Consider the following 18,393-nt stretch of genomic DNA (forward strand, 5'->3'; position numbering starts at 1 on the left):
AAGGACCATGACCCTTACCGACGAGCGCGACGCGGCCGGGCCGCCGCGTCGCCGCGGTACCCAGCGGGTGCCGGTGCCGCTGCTGCTGCCCGCCGTCGCCGGGCTGGCGTTCCTCGTGCTTCCCCTGGCCGGCCTGGTCATTCGGGCGCCGTGGGGCTCGATGTGGCAGCAGCTCACCGCGCCGGGTGCGCTGACCGCGCTGCGGCTGTCGCTGGAGACCGCCACCATCGCCACCGTCGCGTGCCTGCTGTTCGGCGTGCCGCTGGCGTGGCTGCTCGCCCGGGTCGAGTTCCCCGGCCGGCGGCTGGTCCGCGCGCTGGTGACCGTCCCGCTCGTGCTGCCGCCGGTGGTCGGCGGCGTCGCGCTGCTGCTGGTGTTCGGCCGCAAGGGCCTGCTCGGCTCCTGGATGGACTCCACGTTCGGTGTCACGCTGCCGTTCACCACCACCGGTGTGGTCGTCGCCGAGGCGTTCGTGGCCATGCCGTTCCTGGTCATCGCCGTGGAGGGCGCGCTGCGTGGCGCGGACACCCGGTACGAGGAGGCCGCCGCCACCCTTGGCGCGGGCCGGTGGACCGCCTTCACCCACGTCACGCTGCCCCTTGTCGCGCCGGGCGTCGCGGCCGGCGGCGTGCTGTGCTGGGCCCGGGCGCTCGGTGAGTTCGGCGCCACCATCACGTTCGCCGGCAACTATCCCGGCATCACACAGACAATGCCCCTTGCGGTGTACCAGACCATGGAGGGCGGCGACCTGGACGGCGCGGTCGTGCTCAGCCTGATCCTGCTCGCCGTGTCGGTGACGATCCTCGCCGCGCTCCGCGACAAGTGGATCACCAGCGGATGACCGGACTACCGGCTTCCGGCCCGGTCCTCGACGCGCACCTGCTCGTCGACCGGGGCGCCTTCCGCCTCGACGTGCCGCTGCGCATCGGCGCCGGGGAGGTGGTCGCCCTGCTCGGCCCCAACGGTGCCGGCAAGACCACCGCGCTGCGCGCCCTGGCCGGGCTCCAGCCGCTCACCGCCGGACACGTCACCCTGGCCGGGAACGACCTCGACCGGCCCGACCGCCGACTGTGGACGCACACCGAGCGCCGGCCGATCGGCGTGGTGTTCCAGGACTACCTGCTCTTCCCCCATCTCAGCGCGCTGGACAACGTCGCCTTCGGGCCGCGCCGGCACGGCGCCGACCGGCGTACCGCCCGCCGGCTGGCCGCGGGCTGGCTCGCCCGGGTCGGCCTCGCCGAGCACGCCCGGCGCAGGCCGCGGCAGCTCTCCGGCGGGCAGGCGCAGCGCGTCGCGCTCGCCCGCGCCCTCGCGGTCGATCCGGTCCTGCTGCTGCTGGACGAGCCCCTCGCGGCGCTGGACGCCCGCACCCGGCTGGACACCCGCGCCGAGCTGCACCGCCATCTCACCGCGCACCCCGGCGCGACCCTGCTGGTCACCCACGACCCGCTCGACGCCCTGGTCCTGGCCGACCGGCTGGTCATCATCGAGGACGGCCGCATCGTGCAGGAGGGCGACGCCGCGACCATCACCGCCCGGCCGCGCACCGACTACGTCGCCCGCCTGGTCGGGCTCAACCTGTACCGCGGCACCGCCGCCGGCCACGCCGTCCAGCTCGGGTCCGGGTTCGCCCTGACCGCCGCCGACGCCCTGCACGGCGACGCGTTCGTGGCGTTCCCGCCGTCGGCGGTGGCGCTGCACCTTCAGCGGCCGGACGGCAGCCCCCGCAACACCTGGCAGGCGACCGTCACCGGCCTACAGCGACACGGCGACAACCTGCGGGTGCAGCTCGCCGGCCCGATCGGCGTCGCGGCCGACGTCACTCCGGCCGCCGCCGCGGACCTGCGCCTCGCACCCGGGCAGGCGGTGTGGGCCGCGGTCAAGGCCGCCGAGACCCGCGCCTACCCCGCCGACGCCGGCCCCGCGCCCGCCGAGGCGCAGACCCGGTAACGGCGGCGAGTCAGGGTGGCCGGGGCATCTCGGCCCTGAGCTGGGAATCCGCGTCCTATTCTGGCCAGCATGGCCTATCATCACAATCTGGATATTTCTCTCATATCCTTTGATTACGGCGGCCCGCACGATCTCAAGCCCTCGTCGCTCTGACGCCGGCGCGGGCAGCACAAAGGAGAAGGAATGTCCGTCGAGCTGGAGCCCGATCTGCGCGACATGCGCGGCCTGAGCTGGCATGCCATGACGGTCGACGAGGTGGCCGAGACGCTGGCCGCCGACGCCGGGCGGGGCCTGTCGAGCGCCGAGGTCGCCGCGCGTCAGGCCCGGTACGGGCCCAACGCGCTCAAGTCGGCGCCGCCGACGCCGTGGTGGCGGACGCTGCTTGCCCAGTTCACCGACGGGCTGATCCTGGTGCTGTTCGGCGCCGCGGTGCTGTCCCTGGCCATCGGCGAGATCGAAGAGGCCGCCTTCATCGCCGTTCTCCTGGTGTTCAACGGCCTGCTCGGGTTCTGGCAGGAACGGCAGGCGCAGAAGTCGCTCGCCGCGATCCAGGCGCTGGTCGTGCAGCAGGCGCGGGTCCGCCGCGACGGCGCCGTACAGCAGATCCCGGCGGATCAGATCGTCCCGGGCGACGTCGTGCTGCTGGAGGCCGGCGACACGGTGCCGGCCGACGGGCGCCTCGTCGCCGCGTTCCGGCTGGCGATGGCGGAGGCGGCGCTCACCGGCGAGGCGGTGCCGGTCGACAAGGACTCCGGCCCGGTCGGCCGCGACGCCGCCCTCGCGGACCGCACCGACATGGCGTTCACCCACACCGCGGTCACGGCCGGCCGGGCGGAGGTGCTGGTCACCGCGACCGGCATGGACACCGAGATCGGCAAGCTGGCGACGCTGATGTCCGAGGTGGAGGCCGAGCCGACGCCGCTGCAACGCCAGACCGCCCAGCTCGGCCGGCGGCTGGCGATCATCGCCGGTTTCGCCGTGCTCGGTCTCCTGCTGATCGGGCTCGCGCAGGGGCAGGAGTTCGCCGAGCTGGTCGTCGGCGCGATCGCGCTGGCCGTCGCGGCCATCCCGGAGGCGCTGCCGGCGACCGTCACGGTGACGCTCGCGGTGGGGATGAGCCGCCTCGCCAAGCGTCGCGCGGTGGTCAAGCGCCTGCACGCCGTGGAGACCCTCGGTTCCACCTCGGTCATCTGCAGCGACAAGACCGGCACCCTGACCCTCAACCAGATGACCGTGCGGACCCTGGTCCGCGGCGACGAGGAGTTCTCCGTCGACGGACAGGGCTACTCGCTCGAGGGGCGGATCGTCGCCACCGACTTCGACGGCCGGCCGCCCGAACTGCGCCGCCTCGCGGCCGCGATGGCGCTCTGCAACGACTCGGTCATCCGCGACGGCGCCTGCATCGGCGACCCCACCGAGGGCGCGCTGGTGGTCCTGGCCGCCAAGGCGGGCATCGACGTCGACGGCGCCCGGCAGCGGTTCCCGCGGGTCGGCGAGGTGCCGTTCGACTCCACCACGAAGTACATGGCGACGATCCACGAGGACCGGCTGCGGCAGCACGGCGACGAGCTCGTGATCTGCGTCAAGGGCGCGGTCGAGAGCGTGCTCGAACGCGTCGACGACATCGCGGACCACGACGGCGAGCCGGTCGCCCTCGACGACGCCGGTCGCGCCGCGGTCCGGGCGTCCGCCGAGCGGCTCGCCGAGGGCGGGCAGCGGGTCCTCGCGGCCGCGGGCCGGTGGGTGCCCCGCAACCGGATCGACCTCGACGGCGACCTCGCGCAGGCCGCGACCGGCATGACCTTCCTCGGCCTGGTCGGCATCGTGGATCCGCCGCGGATCGAGGCGAAGGAGGCGATCGCCGCCGCCCACAGGTCCGGCATCGAGATCAAGATGATCACCGGTGATCATCCGGCGACGGCGGGCGCCATCGCCGACGCCCTCGGCATCACCGGCGAGGTGATCCGCGGCGCCGACCTCGAGCACATGGACGACCGGGAGTTGGCCGGCCGGGTACGCGACATCGGGGTGTTCGCCCGGGTCGCGCCCGAGCACAAGCTGCGCATCGTGCGGGCGTTGCAGTCGCAGGACCTGGTGGTGTCGATGACCGGCGACGGCGTGAACGACGCGCCCGCGCTGGAGCAGGCGGACATCGGCGTGGCCATGGGGATCACCGGCACCGAGGTGACCAAGGAAGCCGCCGACATGATCCTGCTGGACGACAACTTCGCGACGATCGTGACCGCGGTCCGCGAGGGGCGGACGATCTACGAGAACATCGTCAAGTTCGTCCGCTTCCAGCTGTCGACCAACCTGAGCGCCATCATGGCGGTCCTGGCCAGCGCGTTGCTGGGCATGGCCGCGCCGTTCACGACGATCCAGATCCTCTGGGTCAACCTCATCTGCGACGGCCCGCCGGCGCTGGCGCTCGGCGTCGACGAACCCCGCCCGGGTGCGATGGACGAGCCGCCGCGGCCCAAGAAGACCCAGATCCTGCCCGGGGCCCGCCTGCGGGTGCTGCTCTGGCTCGCCGCGATCATGGCCGCCTGCTCCCTCGGGGTGGTGGCCCTGGCCGAGCCGGCGTACGGCGTCGCGGTCGCGGCCACGATGGGCTGGACCACGTTCGTGCTCGCCCAGCTCTTCAACGTCTTCAACGCGCGCTCCGAGCGGGCGTCGACGTTCGTCTCGGGATTCTTCTCGAACCGCTACCTCTGGATGTCGGTCGGCGTCGTGGCCGTCGCCCAGCTCGCCATCGTCAAGGTCGAGTGGCTGGGCGAGTTCTTCAACGCCACCCACCTGAGCGGGGCTCAGTTCGCGATCTGCCTGGCCGCCGGCTCGGTCGTGCTGTGGCTCGAGGAGATTCGCAAGGTGGTCGTCCGTAGCCGCGCCCGCGCCCGGGCGCGGTAGGGGTCATCCGGCGGTCGCCGTGCGGGTGAGTTCGAGGACGGGGATGGTCCGGATCCCGGCGGTCTTCCGCGCGTACTCGGCGAAGCCGGGATAGCGGCCGGCCTGCTCGTCGAAGCGCCGGTCGCGCTCGTCACCGGTCAGCTCCCGCACGGTCACGGCGTACGTGACGGTGCCGCGCTCCACGGTGGCCCGGCCGGCCGCGACGAGGTTGTGGTACCAGTCGGGGTGTTCCGGCGCGCCGGCCTTGGACGCGAACACGTCGATGACGTCGTCGTCGGTCTCGTGCGGCAGATACATCAGCGGGGCGACGAGTTCGCGTCCGCTCTTGCGGCCGCGGTGGTGCAACAGCACCATGGGCGCCCCGGCGAACGGCCCGCCGACGCGGCCCTCGTTCGCCCGGAACTCCTCGATGATCTTGGTGTTCCAGTCACTCATCGGAATGCGGTCCCCTTATGCCGTCAGCCATTGCTTGGCCGACTCCAGTTCTGGCTGCGGATAGGCGCGCGCCTCGCCGGGCATCATCCAGGCGAACAGGCCCATGGCGTGGCGTACCCAGTCCAGGTCGGAGACTATCGCGATCCGTTCCCACGCCTTGTGATGCGACAGGGCCGGTCCGAGGCCGAACTTCAGGTCCTCCCAGAAGGCGCCCGGCTGGAACCAGCCGAAGTCGTCCTCGACGACGAACAGGAGCCGTATCCCGCCCTGCTCGAGCGCGGCCTTCATCGGCGGCAGCAGGATGTTCACGTATTCTTCGCGGCTGATCGGCCCGGAGAATCGGAAGCCGAGGGCGCCGTCCGGCAGGTCGGAAAGCACTTCGATCATGGGATGACGATGACCCAGCCGGCCCGCGGGCACCTCATCCGCGATGGGTGATCCGCGTGAGAAACTGCGTTCATGAGCGGTGACGTGGACCCCGAGGTGAGCGCCCTGGCGATCAACGTCACGATCCCCGAGGAGCTCCGCTGGGCCGACACCCGGCGCGGTGTGGAGTTCATGCTGACCACGCTCAACGTCCGGCTGCTCAAGGACGGCAGCCTCGCGGCGAAGGCGTACGGCCGGCCGACCGCCGGTGGCCGCGGCGCCTACGTCTCGTTCACCGTGCCCGACCGGCCCGAGCTTGTTGCCCTGGTCGAGCGAGCCGCCGGCCGTGCCGGCGAGCTGTGGGCCGCGCACCGCGGTCTCGGCTGATCAGCGGCCGGCCCCGGCGCCCCATCGCCCCGCTCGGCCGGAGCCGGGCGGGTGCGATGGGTGCGGCGGGGTCGGTCAGCCGATGCCGATGTTGTTGTGCGCCATGACCGGCCGGAACCAGCGGTTGCCGGAGAAGATGGCGTCGTAGCCGTTCACCAGCAGGTTCGCCAGGGAGATCGGCGGCGGGATGGGCCCGTTGCGGCACTCGGCGACGCCGTTCCAGTCGGTGGTCGCCTCGCACATGAACCAGCGCTCGCCGGTGGTGACGAACGAGACCGGAAGACCCGGTACCGGGCGGCCGTCGAGGGTCGTGATCCGGGTCCGGAGGTTGAGGACCTCGCGGGCGATCACGTCCAGGGTGCCGTAGTAGGCGGTGGCGTGAAGCCGCTGCGGCGGCGGTTGTGCCCCGACGGCCTGGGCCGGGCTAGCAGTAGCGACGCTTATGAGCGCCACGGCGATTGCGAGCAATCGCTTGATGGTTTGCTTCATGGAGCACAAAGTAGGTGATTTGTCTGCCTAACAGGCACGGACACACCCAAGCGTGTTCAAATGCCCACCATCGGGTGTATTGGACATGTCACCGCCGCGCTCCGTCACCTGTTCGCCGGCCCGACACGCCGGGGTCCCGCCTCCGTGGCGGCGGCGAGGAGATGTCGCCGGGGTTGCCACGCTTCTACCCGGACGCATTGGTTGCCCCGGTCATTCGCTCGCTCCGGTAAATGCGAGGGGCTCGGCGAGAAGCGTGCCCGGAGGCTCCCGCAGGTTCGCGTGCCGCGCCCCTAATGGCAAAAAAGGGGAAGCGGGCGTGGCAACGGAGAAAGCGGCGGGCCAGGACGCGACCGGTCGCCTGCGGGCCGGTCCGACCACATTCGACACGGCGGCGAAAACACCATTCGCGTATGCACCGTCCATCCCGGTCGGAGCGGCTTGCGACGTACTGCACTTACGCGGTGGTGAAACCCAACCGGGTGACCCGCTTGCAAGATCACCCTGCCGATGTCGCGTGTTCTACCTTGGACTGCGAAAGGTATGGTTAGCATCCCTGAAAGCGCATCCGCCGGCGATCGCGCATCGGTGAGTTCTGCGTTTTCGTGGCGGCTTTCCGGTCAAGCCGTCAACCGCACGCAAGCATGGGGACATCAGTGGACATTGCGATTGTCGGTCTTTCTTGCCGTTTTCCGGGTGCTCGTGACGTCGTGGAGTTCTGGGCGAACTCGTTGAACGCAGCTCATCAATTCCGGAGTGTTCCGTCCGCGCGATGGAATCACGAGACAGTTTTCTCAAACGATCGCCGGGATGCGCATTCCACCTACACCGACCGGGTGGCCTTCCTCGACGGCGTCGAGAATTTCGCCGCCCTGCACCACCGGATTCCGCCCCGGCGCGCCAAGGCCATGGATCCCCAGCATCGCCTGCTCATCGACCTGGCCCGGGAGGCGGTGCAGGACGCCGGCTGGGAGCGGTCCGAGTTCGACCGGGCCACCACCGGGGTGTTCGTCGGCCTCAGCACGTCCGACTACTCGAACGTGGCAGCCGCGCGGGTCACCGCGATGATGCTGGCCGACGGGTCACTGTCGCCGGAGGCGTCCGACGCCGGGCTGCTCGGCGCGGTGGCGGAGGCGGCGGCGACGGCCGTCGACGCGCCGCAGTCCTTCTCGCTCGCCGGCTCGCTGCTCAACATGGGGCCGTGCACCGTCAGCGAGCTGCTCGACCTCGGCGGTCCCTCGTTCGCCGTCGACGCGGCGTGTTCGTCCGCGCTCGTCGCGCTGCACCAGGCCGTCAATCACCTGCGGACCGGGTCGTGCAGCGCGGCGCTGGTCGGCGGGGTCTTCCTCAACCTGACCCCCAACGCGCTCATCGGCTTCTCCCGCGTCGGCGCGCTGTCCGCCGCCGGGGTGTGCCGGCCCTTCGACGCCCGCGCTGACGGCTTCGTGCTCGGCGAGGGCGGGTCGCTCGCCGTGCTGCGCCCACTGCGCGACGCGGTCGCGGCCGGCGACCGGATCTACGCGGTGCTCAACGGCATCGGCACGGGCAACGACGGCAAGGGCTCCGGGCCGATGACCCCGAGGGCCGAGGGCCAGGAGGCCGCGATGCGGGCCGCCTACCGGGACGCGGGCGTCACCCCGGGCGCCATCGACTTCCTCGAGGCACACGGCACCGGCACGACGGTCGGCGACCGGGTCGAGATCGAGGCGGTACGGCGGCTGCGCGCGACGGGCGCCGCCGGGCGGCCCTGCTACCTGTCGTCCGGAAAGGCGATCATCGGGCACACCCTGCCGGCGGCCGGCGCCGCGGGCGTGCTGCGGACGGCGCTCGCGCTGCACCACCGCACCGTGCCGCCGCAGCCGGCCTTCACAGCGCACCCCGACCTGCCGCTCGCCGCGGCGGGGCTGGAGATCACCACCGAGGCCCGGGAGTGGCCGGAGGTACCGGACGACTGCCGGCGCGCCGGCGTCAGCTCGTTCGGTTTCGGCGGCACCAACGTGCACGCCGTGCTCAGCGAGGCGTCCGATCAGCGGGAGCCCGTCGACGCTGACCGGGGTGGCGACGACCGCCCGTGGCTCGTGCTGCTCTCCGCGGACACGCCCGACCTGCTGGCGGCGTACGCCGCACGGATGGCGACCGTCGTCGCCGACGACGACACGATGACCCCCGCCGCCGTGGCCCGCACGATGGCCGGCCGCCTGCCGCTGCCCGCCCGCCTGGCCGTGATGTGCCGGAGCCGGACGGAGCTCGTCGACCGGCTCGTGGCCGCCGCGCGGGCGCTGGCCGCCGGCTCGCTCGGCCGGCTCGGGCCGGGCGTGTACGCCGGTGCGGCGCCGCTCCCGCCCGAGCAGCGCCGGCTCGCCTTCCTCTACCCGGGCCAGGGTTCGCTGCGGGCGGGCGTGCTGCGCGACCTGGTGGCCCGCTTCCCCGCGCTGGACCGGCACGTACGCCCGCTCACCGACCTGGTCGACCAGCGCACCGGCACCCCGGTCTCCAAGCTGCTGTGCGAGGAGCCCGGTCCGGACGCCGAGTCGGAGGTGAACGCGACCCGGATCTGCCAGCCCGCGCTCGGCGTCGCCGGGATTCCGATGACCCAGCTGCTCGCCGACTGCGGGGTGCTGCCGCTGGTGACGCTCGGGCACAGCGCCGGCGAGGTGGTCGCCGCCGTCGCCGCCGGTGCGCTGACGCCCGGCGACGGCATCGACTTCCTGGTCGACCGCGGCGCGGCCGTGACCGCCGGTGAGGAGCCGCCGCCCGGCGCCATGGCCGCGGTGAAGATCGGCCCGGCCGGGTTCGAGGAGCTGCGCCGGGGCATCGAGGGTGTCTGGGCCGGCTGCTACAACCATCCGTCGCAGACGGTGGCCAGCGGTCATCGGAAGGCGATCGCGCGCCTGCTGGAGCGGTGCCGTGACCGTGGCGTCCAGGCCGTGCCGCTGCGGGTGTCGCACGCGTTCCACTCGCCGCTGCTCGCCGGGGTCGACACCCTGGTGGCCGCGCACGCGGCCGAGCTGACGGTGCACAAGCCCGCGGTGAGGCTGGTGTCCAGCGTGGACCCGAGCGCGGCGAGCGATCCGGAGACGCTGCGCGCACTGTGGAGCCGCCAGGGCTCCTCGCCCGTGCTGTTCCGCGACGCCGTCGACGTCGCGGTCGACTCCGGCGCCGACATCCTGGTGCAGGTCTGCGCCGGGGACGCCCTGCTCGGCATGGCGGCGCAGACGCCCTCGGCCAAGGGGCTGGAGGCGATCGCGCTGATGCCGGCGGAGCCCGACGACGGCTACGCGCTGCTCGAGGGGCTGGGCCGGCTGACCGTCGCCGGCGTGCCCGTGAATCTGATGCCGCTGTTCGCGGGGCTGCGGGTGCCCCTGCTGACCCTGCCGCCCACGCCGGTGGCGACCCAGCACTACTCGATCCGCCGTGGTGCCGGCGACGGTCGCCCGCGGCCGGCCGGCGCGCGTGCCGGCCGCCCGCCGGTGGCCGGGCCGGCGCAGCCCACCCGGATCGAGTCCCGTCCACCGGAGCGCGCCGCGCTTCCGGCCGTAACCAGGAATGGAGAGCGGACGTACATGAACGACGTCATCCTGCTGCTGCGGGAACAACTCGCTGCCCTGCAAAGCTTCAGCGCCGAGCCGCTGGAACACTATGCCGGCACCGGCATGCGGGACGTCACGCCGTCCTCCGCCGCGGGCTGCTCCCCGACGGCGGCCGTCGCCCGCCCGCCGGCCGCGCCGGAGCTGCCGGCCTCGCCCGCGACGCGGGCGCCGGTGCCCGCGCAGAAGACGTCGCCGGTCGACGCCGGCCAGATCCTGACCGAGCTGGGCGTCATGGTGGGCCGGATCAGCGCCTACCCGCCGGACCTGGTGCGCGCGGAGCATTCGTTCGCCGCCGACCTGGGCTTCGACTCGATCATGAGTTCCGAGCTCACCGCGGCCGTGAAGCGCCGCTGGCCGCACGTGTCCCTCGACCCCGCGGACGTCTTCGGCATCACCACGGTCGGCGAGCTCGCCCAGGCGCTGGCCAAGGCACACGCGGGCGGTTCCGTGGCACCCGCGCCGCCGGTCGCCGAGGTCGCGCCGGTCGCACCGGCCGCGGAGTCCGGGCCGCGCCAGGTGTGGCCCGAGCCGCGCAGCGCCGAGGTCGCCGACGTGGCGTACCTGCCCGAGGTCGTGGCGTTCCAGCAGCGCGGCGTGATGCTCGAGCGGCTACAGGTGGCCAACCCCTACTTCCTCGTGCACGACAGCGTGATCGACAGCCGGACCCGGGTCGGCGGGCGCCAGCTGATCTCCTTCTCCAGCTACAACTACCTCGGGCTGGCCGGGCACCCGGCCGTCGCGGAAGCGGTGAAGGACGCGGTCGACCGGTACGGCTCCTCGGTGTCCGCGGCGCGGATCCTGTCCGGCAACCGTGCCCTGCACGACGAGCTGGACCAGGCCCTTGCCGACCTGGTCGGCGCGGAGGACGCGATCACGCTGATCGGCGGGCACTCCACGAACGTCAGCGTGATCGGCCACCTGGTCGGCCCGGACGACCTGATCGTGCACGACGCCCTCGCGCACGACAGCATCCTCCAGGGCTGCCGCCTCTCCGGCGCGAGCCGCCAGCCGTTCCCGCACCAGAACCTGGACGCGCTCGACGCGATGCTCGGGCAGATCCGCGACCGCTACCGCCGCGTGCTGATCGTGGTCGAGGGCGTGTACAGCATGGACGGCGACATCTGCGAGCTGCCGGCGCTCATCGCGCTCAAGAAGCGGCACGGTGCCCTGCTCATGGTGGACGAGGCGCACAGCATCGGGGTGCTCGGCGCGGGCGGTGGCGGCGTCGGTGAGCACTTCGGTGTCGACCGCGGCGACGTCGACGTGTGGATGGGCACGCTGTCGAAGTCGCTGGCGAGCTGCGGCGGCTACGTGGCCGGCCGGCACGAGCTGATCGAGTACCTGCGGTACACACTGCCGGGCTTCATCTTCAGCGCCGGGATGAGCCCGGCGAACGCCGCGGCGGCCCTGGCCGCGATGCGGATCTTCTGCGCGGAGCCGCAGCGGCTGGCCCGGTTGCACGACCGCGCCGCCCTGTTCCTGCGCCTCGCCCGTGAGGCCGGCATCGACGTCGGCACCAGCGCGGGCACGCCGGTGATCCCGTGCATCACCGGCGACTCCGTCAAGGCGCTGCGGCTCTCCGACACGCTGCTCAAGAACGGCGTCAGCGCCAACCCGATCCTGTACCCGGCGGTCAAGGAGGAGCTGGCGCGGCTGCGGTTCTTCGTCACCGCCGAGCACAGCCCGGAGGACATCGAGACCACCGTCGACCTTCTGGCCCGCAACCTCGACCCGGCGTGCCAGGCCATCGTGCCGCAACCGGCATGACCCGCGGCCTCCTTCGCAGATTGCGCCTGACATGACCCCTGTGAAATCTCCGCCGACCCGGGCCGCCCGGCCCGACGGGGTCACCACCCGCGGCCCGGGCACCGGCACGGTACTGCCGTTCGTCGCCCGCCGCCCGAAGCTGGTCATCCTCGCCGCGCTGCTGCTGGCGGCGCTGGCGGTCGCCTTCAGCGGCGACGTGGTCGGCGCGCTGAAGACCGGCGGCTTCGACGACGTCAACTCGGACGCGGTGCGGGGGAGGGCGGTGCTCGCCGAGCACTTCCGCGGTGCCGACCCGAACCTCGTCATCCTGGTCGAGAAGCCGGGCGGCAGCGCGTTCGACACCGACGCGGGCGACGCGGCGCGGCGGGTCGTCCGGCGCCTCGCGATGACGCCCGAGGCGAGCATCGTCGGCGTGTACTGGGACGACATGCTGCCGCAGCTGGTCAACCGGGCCGGCGACCGGGGCATGATCCTGGTGCACGTTGACGGCGACGAGGACCAGAGCATGCAGCGGGTCGAGCGCCTGCACGAGGACCTGGCCGGCACGACCGGCGCGGTGCGGGTGTCCTTCGGCGGCCTGACGCAGATCAACAACGACATCGCCGATCAGGTGACGGAGGACCTGGCCCGGGCCGAGTCCATCGCGATCCCGATCACCCTGCTGTTGCTGCTGCTGGTCTTCGGCACCGTCTGGGCGGCCGGCGCCCCGCTGCTGATCGGCATCTTCTCGATCGTCATGACCCTCGGGGTGTTGCGGCTGCTGGCCGTCTTCACCGACGTGTCCGTCTTCTCGGTCAACATGGCGACGGCGCTGGGCCTCGGCCTGGCCGTCGACTACAGCCTGCTCTTCGTCTCGCGCTACCGGGAGCAACGCGGCCGGGACAAGGACATCATCTCCGCGCTCGGCGTCACCATGCGTACCGCCGGCCGGACGATCCTGTTCAGCGCGGCCACCGTCGCGGTGGCGCTGTGCAGCCTGCTGGTCTTCCCGCAGTACTTCCTGCGCTCGTTCGCGTACGCCGGAATCGCCGTCGTCATGGCGACCGTCGGCGCCGCGCTGCTGGTGCTGCCGGCCCTGCTCGTGCTGCTCGGTGACCGCATCGACAAGTGGCCGGTGTGGCCCCGGAACCGGACGGCCGGCGGCGACACCGCGTTCTGGGGCCGGGTCGCCGGTCACGTGATGCGCCGCCCGGCGCTGACGGCGGCGCCGGTCGTGCTCGTGCTGCTGGTTCTCGCGCTGCCGTTCACCCACGTGGGTTTCGGCGTCGCCGACGACCGGGTGCTGCCCAAGCACGCGGAGAGCCGGACGGTCGCCGACTCGATCCGGGGCGAGTTCGGCGGTACCGGGAACGGCGCCGCCGTCATCGTCGCGGAGCACTGGGGGCACGGGCCGGAGGCCGTCATCCGGGCCGCCGACTACGCCACCCGGCTCTCCCGCATCCCGGGGGTACAGCGGGTCGACAGCATGGCCGGCTCGTTCGGCGGCGGCACCGCGGTCGTCACGGCCGCGCCGCCCATGGCCTTCATCGCCGGCGAGACGGCCTGGTTCTCGGTGCTCAGCAACCTCGAGCCGTACTCGGACGCCGGCGCCGACCTGGCCCGCGCCCTTCGCGCCGCGCCGGTGCCGCAGGGCGTACCCGTGCTGGTCACCGGGCTGGCCGCGCAGCTTGTCGACATGACCGGCTCGATCGGTGACCGGTTGCCCGTCGCGCTGGTGCTGATCGCCTGCACCACGTTCGCGCTGCTGTTCCTGCTGACCGGGAGCGTGCTGTTGCCGATCAAGGCGCTGGTGCTGAACCTGCTGACGATGAGCGCCGTCTTCGGGGTCGCCGTCTGGGTCTTCCAGGACGGTCATCTCTCCGGCGTCCTGGGCCATACCGCGACGCCGCTGGCGGTGGCCATGCCGGTGCTGCTGTTCTGCGTCGCGTTCGGACTGTCGATGGACTACGAGGTCTTCGTGCTCTCGCGGATCATCGAACGGCACGGCCAGGGCGCCGATCTGCACACCTCGGTCGTCGACGGCTTGTCCCGCAGCGGGCGGGTGATCAGCGCCGCCGCGGCGATCCTGTCGGTGTCGTTCCTGGCCATGCTGTCGTCCGGGGTGTCGTTCATCCAGTTCTTCGGCCTGTGCGCCAGCCTCGCGATCATCCTCGACGCGCTGCTGGTACGCCCGGTGCTGGTGCCCGCCCTGATGCGGCTGGCCGGGCGCTGGAACTGGTGGGCACCGCGGCCGCTGCGCGCGCTGCACGACCGGCTCGGGCTGCGGGAGCAGTCGTGACGCCCGGGCCGCGGCGGGCGTCCGGGCGGCGAGTGGGATTTTGCACTCGTCGTGCACTTGTCTTGGTGTGCGTAGAAACCTAGCGTCACACCATGCCTGCTTCCTGGACGTTCGCCGTGGCCCGCGACGACCTCGGCGAGACAACGCTCATCGAGGGCGAGACGCCCGCGCTGGCCGACGGGGAGGCTCTGCTGCGGGTGGACCGCGTCGGCCTCACCGCCAACAACGTGACCTACGCGGTGCTCGGCGAGTCGATGCGGTACTGGCAGTTCTTCCCGCCCGGGGCGTTCGGGCTCGGGCCGGGCTGGGGGCTGCCGCCGCTGTGGGGCTTCGCCGAGGTGGCGGCGTCGACGGTGCCGGGCGTCGCGGTGGGCCTGCGGGTCTACGGCTACTTCCCGTCCGCCGGGCACCTGGTGGTGCGGCCGGACCGGGTGGACGCCTCCGGGTTCCGCGACGCGAGCGCGCACCGGGCCGACCTGCCGTCGCCGTACAACGTGTACCGGGCGACGACCGGCGACCCGGCGTACCGGCCGGACGCCGAGGACCTGCTTGTCCTGTTCCGGCCGCTCTTCTTCACCTCCTTCATGCTGGCCGACCAGGTCATCGACGAGGACTACTACGGCGCGCGGGCACTGGTGCTGTCGTCGGCGTCCAGCAAGACCGCCTACGCCGCCGCGTTCGAGCTGCACGGCCGCGGCCCGCGCCTGGTCGGGCTCACCTCGCGCGGCAACGTCGAGTTCACCCGGTCGCTCGGCTGCTACGACGACGTCGTCGCCTACGACGAGATCGGCGACCTCGACGAGGTGCCGACGGCGTATCTCGACCTGTCCGGCGCGCCGGCGACCCGGGCCGCCCTGCGGCGGCGCCTCGGCGACCTGCTGGTGCGCGATGTCGCGGTCGGGCTCACCAACCAGATCCCGAACATGGACGCCGCCGGGGAGTTCTTCTTCGCGCCGGTACGGATGCGCAAGCGCCGCGAGGAGTGGGGCCGTGACGAGCTCGACCGGCGGTTCGCCGAGGCCTGGCAGCGGTTCGCCGACGTCGTCGGCGGGTGGCTCGACGTCCGGGTCGGCACCGGGCCCGACGCCCTGCGGCAGGCGTGGCTGGAGGTCCTGCGGGGCCACACGCCGCCGCGGGTCGGCCAGGTCGTCCAGCTCTGAGGCGGGCGCCGGGTACAGGTCGCCCGAAGGTGTCGCGGGAGCAGCCCCTAGGGTGGTGCCCGTGCGTGACATCGCGGTATTCACCGGGAGTGCCCATCCGGAGCTGGCGGCAGAGATCTGCGAGCAGCTGGGCGTGCCGCTGCTGCCGACCAAGACGTCCCGGTTCGCCAACGACTGCATCGAGGTGCAGTTGCAGGGCAACTGCCGCGAACGGGACGTCTTCCTGATCCAGCCGCTCGTGCCGCCGGTGCAGGAGAACCTCGTCGAGCTGCTGTTCATGCTCGACGCCGCCCGGGGCGCCTCGGCCGGGCGGATCACCGTGGTGCTGCCGCACTACGCGTACGCGCGCAGCGACAAGAAGGACGCGCCGCGCATCTCGATCGGCGGACGCCTGGTCGCGGACCTGCTGCAAACCGCGGGCGCGCACCGGATCCTGGCGATGACCCTGCACTCGCCGCAGGTGCACGGCTTCTTCAGCGTCCCGGTCGACCACCTGCACGCCCTGCGCGAGCTGGCGCACCACTTCCGCGGCTACGACCTGAGCAACACCGTCGTGGTCTCGCCGGACCTCGGCAACGCCAAGGAGGCGGCGGCGTTCGCCCGGATGCTCGACATCGAGGTCGCGGCCGGCGCCAAGCAGCGGTTCGCGGACGACAAGGTCGTGATCAGCTCGGTGATCGGCGAGGTGGCCGACCGCGACGTGATCGTGCTGGACGACGAGATCGCCAAGGGCAGCACGGTCTTCGAGCTGCTCGACCGGCTCCGCGAGCGCCACGTCCGCAGCGTGCGGGTGGCCTGCACGCACGGGCTCTTCACCGCCGGCGCGGTGGCCCGGCTCTCGGCGGAGAAGGACATCGAGGAGATCGTCTGCACCAACACCGTGCCGATCCCGGCCGGTACCCGCACCGACAAGCTCACCGTGCTGTCGGTGGCGCCCGCGCTGGCGGAGGCGATGCGCCGCATCCACAACGGCGAGTCGGTCAGCGCGCTGTTCGCGTAGCTAGTCCGACTTCGGCGAGGGTTGCGGCCCGCAGAGCGACAGGATCGCGCCGAGCAGCGTCGAGCGGGTGAACGGCTTCTCCACCAGCATGCTGTTCTCGTCCAGGTGCAGCTGCGGGCCGAGCGACGCGGCCGTGTAGCCCGACATGTAGAGCACCGGCAGGTCCGGGTGGTGGGTGCGCAGCGCGGCGGCCAGCTCGGGCCCGGTCATCGTCGGCATCACCACGTCGGTGATCAGCAGGTCCGGCTGCGCGCCCGAGGCCACCTCGGTGACCGCGGTGAGCGCGTCCGTCGCCACCGTGATCTCGTAGCCGGCCGGCGCGATCAGCCGCTGCACCAGCTGGGCCACCTCGGGCTGGTCCTCGACGATCAGCACCCGGCCGATCACCGCCGGCTTGGTCCGCCGGTCGACACCGGCGCGCTGTTCGGCCGCGGGCAGGTACAGGTGCACGGTCGTGCCCATTCGCGGCTCCGACTCCAGCTCGATGTGCCCGCCGATGCCCTTCACGATGCCGGCGGTCGTGGCCAGGCCCAGGCCGGCGGCGGTGGGCCGGGTGGTGAAGAACGGCTCCAGCGCCCGCTTGCGGGTCTCGTCGGTCATGCCGACCCCGGTGTCCTGGATGACCATGTGCACGAGGCGGCCGTTCGGCGCGTCCTCGGCGAGCTGACCCGGCTCGATCACCTCGTTGGTCGCCGCCACCCGCAGCATCCCGCCGTGCAGCATCGCGTCGCGGGCGTTCGCCGCCAGGTTCACCAGCGCCTGCTCCAGCGGGCCGCGCTCCGCCCGTACCGGCCAGACGTCGGGGCCGAACGCCAGGTCGAGGCCGATGCGCTCGCCCAGCGTACGGCTGAAGAGGCTCTGCACGTCGGTGAGCAGGTCCGGGATCGGGATGATCTCGGGCCGGTTGCCCTCGGTCCGGCCGAAGGCCAGGAGCTGGTGTGTCAGGGTCCGCCCGGTGTTGACCGCCTCCATGATGTCCTCGGCCATCCGGTGCTGCGGCGAGTCCTCGGGGGTGGTTGTGGCGATCATGTCGGCGGAGCCCTGCACGACGGTCATCAGGTTGTTGAAGTCGTGCGAGATGCCGCCGATGAGCTGGCCCATGCTGTCGAGCCGGCGCAGGTGGTCGAGCTGGCGCTTGAGGCCGCGCGCGTCGATGTGGTCGGTCGTGTCGGTGATCATGCAGAGCACGTGGCCGTGCTGGCCGTGCTCGTCGTCAAGCGGCATCATGCTCATCCGCACGCTGCGCTGCGAGCCGTCGGCGCGCATCAGCCGGGTCGCGCCGACCGTCGAGCGGCCCGCCCGGCACTCGGCGAGGCGGCGCATCAGCTCACGCTGGCCGTGGTCGTCGAGGAAGCCGCGCAGCGAGACCCCGATCAGCTGGGCCCGGGGCAGGCCCAGGACGACGCCGATCGGCTCGTTCGCGTACGTGGCGACGCCCTCGTCGTCGAGCTGGAGCACGCCCTCCGGGATGGTCTCCAGGACCCGGCGGTAGCGCTCCTCGCTGGCCCGCAGCCGCTCCTGTGCCCGGGCCGAGGACAGCGCCAGCGACAGCTCACCGGCGATGTCGCGGGCCAGCTCGACCTCGGCCTCGGTGTAGATCGCGCCGGGGGTGCCCCGGACCACCACCAGGTAGCCCGCGTAGGTGTTGTCGACGATGACCGGGCAGAGCACGGCCGCGTGGACGGCGGCCGGCCGGGCGCCCGGCTCGGCGCCGGCCGGCGGCCGGAACAGCTCGGTGAGCGGCTCGGTGCCCTCGCCGGCCAGCACGACCGGACGGCGGCTCGCGGCCAGCCCGGTCGAGAAGTCGTCGTCGGGCAGCTCACCCTCGCGGTCGAGCAGCCCGGCGTACGGCGCGCGGAGCCCATCATCGGGATGATGGAACGTGATCGCGTCGTAACGGCCGTCCTCGCGCAGCAGCTGGATCCCGGCACCGTCGCCGACCATGTCGGCGGCGGCCTGCGCCGCGGTGGCACGGATCTTGGCCACGTCCTCGGCTGCCCGGCTGAGGGCCAGCGCCAAGTCGGCCAACGCGTACCGGAGGGGATATGCCATGACACCCATGCAGTT

12 protein-coding genes are annotated in these 18,393 nt (G+C 72.4%); 8 read left to right on the plus strand and 4 right to left on the minus strand.

Features of this window, described 5'->3' with window-relative positions; all coding sequences use genetic code 11:
• The first annotated feature begins 7 nt into the window (after positions 1–7).
• The 3 genes from BJ971_RS07655 (at position 8) to BJ971_RS07665 (ending at position 4,857) form a co-directional block, all read left to right on the plus strand.
• Complete coding sequence (locus BJ971_RS07655) at positions 8–841, plus strand: ABC transporter permease (RefSeq protein WP_184991093.1); 834 nt, start codon at positions 8–10, stop codon at positions 839–841.
• The gene (locus BJ971_RS07660) at positions 838–1,950 is read left to right on the plus strand and encodes an ABC transporter ATP-binding protein (protein WP_184991095.1); all 1,113 of its coding nucleotides are present in this window, start codon (positions 838–840) and stop codon (positions 1,948–1,950) included. The genes BJ971_RS07655 and BJ971_RS07660 overlap by 4 nt, the downstream gene beginning before the upstream one ends.
• Before the next feature lie 183 nt (positions 1,951–2,133).
• Positions 2,134–4,857 carry a cation-translocating P-type ATPase gene (locus BJ971_RS07665; protein WP_203709399.1) on the plus strand — a complete coding sequence of 908 codons (2,724 nt, stop codon included), beginning with the start codon at positions 2,134–2,136 and terminating at the stop codon, positions 4,855–4,857.
• Between the two features lie 3 nt (positions 4,858–4,860).
• Here the strand turns inward: BJ971_RS07665 and BJ971_RS07670 are convergent, their stop codons facing one another.
• Positions 4,861–5,292 carry a nitroreductase family deazaflavin-dependent oxidoreductase gene (locus BJ971_RS07670; RefSeq protein ID WP_184991097.1) on the minus strand — a complete coding sequence of 144 codons (432 nt, stop codon included), beginning with the start codon at positions 5,290–5,292 and terminating at the stop codon, positions 4,861–4,863.
• A 15-nt stretch (positions 5,293–5,307) separates the two neighbouring features.
• Positions 5,308–5,679 (minus strand): SpoIIAA family protein, encoded by a 372-nt coding sequence (locus BJ971_RS07675; protein WP_184991099.1) that lies wholly within the window; start codon positions 5,677–5,679, stop codon positions 5,308–5,310.
• Positions 5,680–5,751: 72 nt separating this feature from the next.
• Here BJ971_RS07675 and BJ971_RS07680 point away from each other — a divergent pair, with 72 nt between their 5' ends.
• The gene (locus BJ971_RS07680; RefSeq protein WP_184991101.1) at positions 5,752–6,045 is read left to right on the plus strand and encodes a hypothetical protein; all 294 of its coding nucleotides are present in this window, start codon (positions 5,752–5,754) and stop codon (positions 6,043–6,045) included.
• Positions 6,046–6,120: 75 nt separating this feature from the next.
• Here BJ971_RS07680 and BJ971_RS07685 read toward each other — a convergent pair whose 3' ends face one another.
• Positions 6,121–6,534: a hypothetical protein gene (locus BJ971_RS07685; protein ID WP_184991103.1), complete on the minus strand. Its 414-nt coding sequence runs from the start codon at positions 6,532–6,534 to the stop codon at positions 6,121–6,123.
• A gap of 641 nt (positions 6,535–7,175) precedes the next feature.
• Here BJ971_RS07685 and BJ971_RS07690 point away from each other — a divergent pair.
• The 4 genes from BJ971_RS07690 to BJ971_RS07705 all read left to right on the plus strand — a co-directional run bounded on the left by BJ971_RS07690 (position 7,176) and on the right by BJ971_RS07705 (position 16,326).
• Positions 7,176–11,888 (plus strand): type I polyketide synthase, encoded by a 4,713-nt coding sequence (locus BJ971_RS07690; protein WP_184991105.1) that lies wholly within the window; start codon positions 7,176–7,178, stop codon positions 11,886–11,888.
• Positions 11,889–11,919: 31 nt separating this feature from the next.
• The gene (locus tag BJ971_RS07695) at positions 11,920–14,166 is read left to right on the plus strand and encodes an MMPL family transporter (protein ID WP_184991107.1); all 2,247 of its coding nucleotides are present in this window, start codon (positions 11,920–11,922) and stop codon (positions 14,164–14,166) included.
• 92 nt (positions 14,167–14,258) lie between these two features.
• A complete protein-coding gene (locus BJ971_RS07700; protein WP_184991109.1) occupies positions 14,259–15,326 on the plus strand; it encodes a DUF2855 family protein in 1,068 nt (355 codons plus the stop codon).
• Between the two features lie 61 nt (positions 15,327–15,387).
• Positions 15,388–16,326, plus strand: a complete 939-nt coding sequence (locus BJ971_RS07705) for a ribose-phosphate diphosphokinase (protein ID WP_184991111.1) — start codon at positions 15,388–15,390, stop codon at positions 16,324–16,326.
• Here BJ971_RS07705 and BJ971_RS07710 read toward each other — a convergent pair whose 3' ends face one another.
• Positions 16,327–18,378: a hybrid sensor histidine kinase/response regulator gene (locus tag BJ971_RS07710; RefSeq protein WP_239087541.1), complete on the minus strand. Its 2,052-nt coding sequence runs from the start codon at positions 18,376–18,378 to the stop codon at positions 16,327–16,329.
• Positions 18,379–18,393 lie beyond the last annotated feature (15 nt).

Source organism: Amorphoplanes digitatis, assembly GCF_014205335.1.
In the GTDB taxonomy this organism is placed as follows: Bacteria; Actinomycetota; Actinomycetes; order Mycobacteriales; family Micromonosporaceae; genus Actinoplanes; species Actinoplanes digitatus.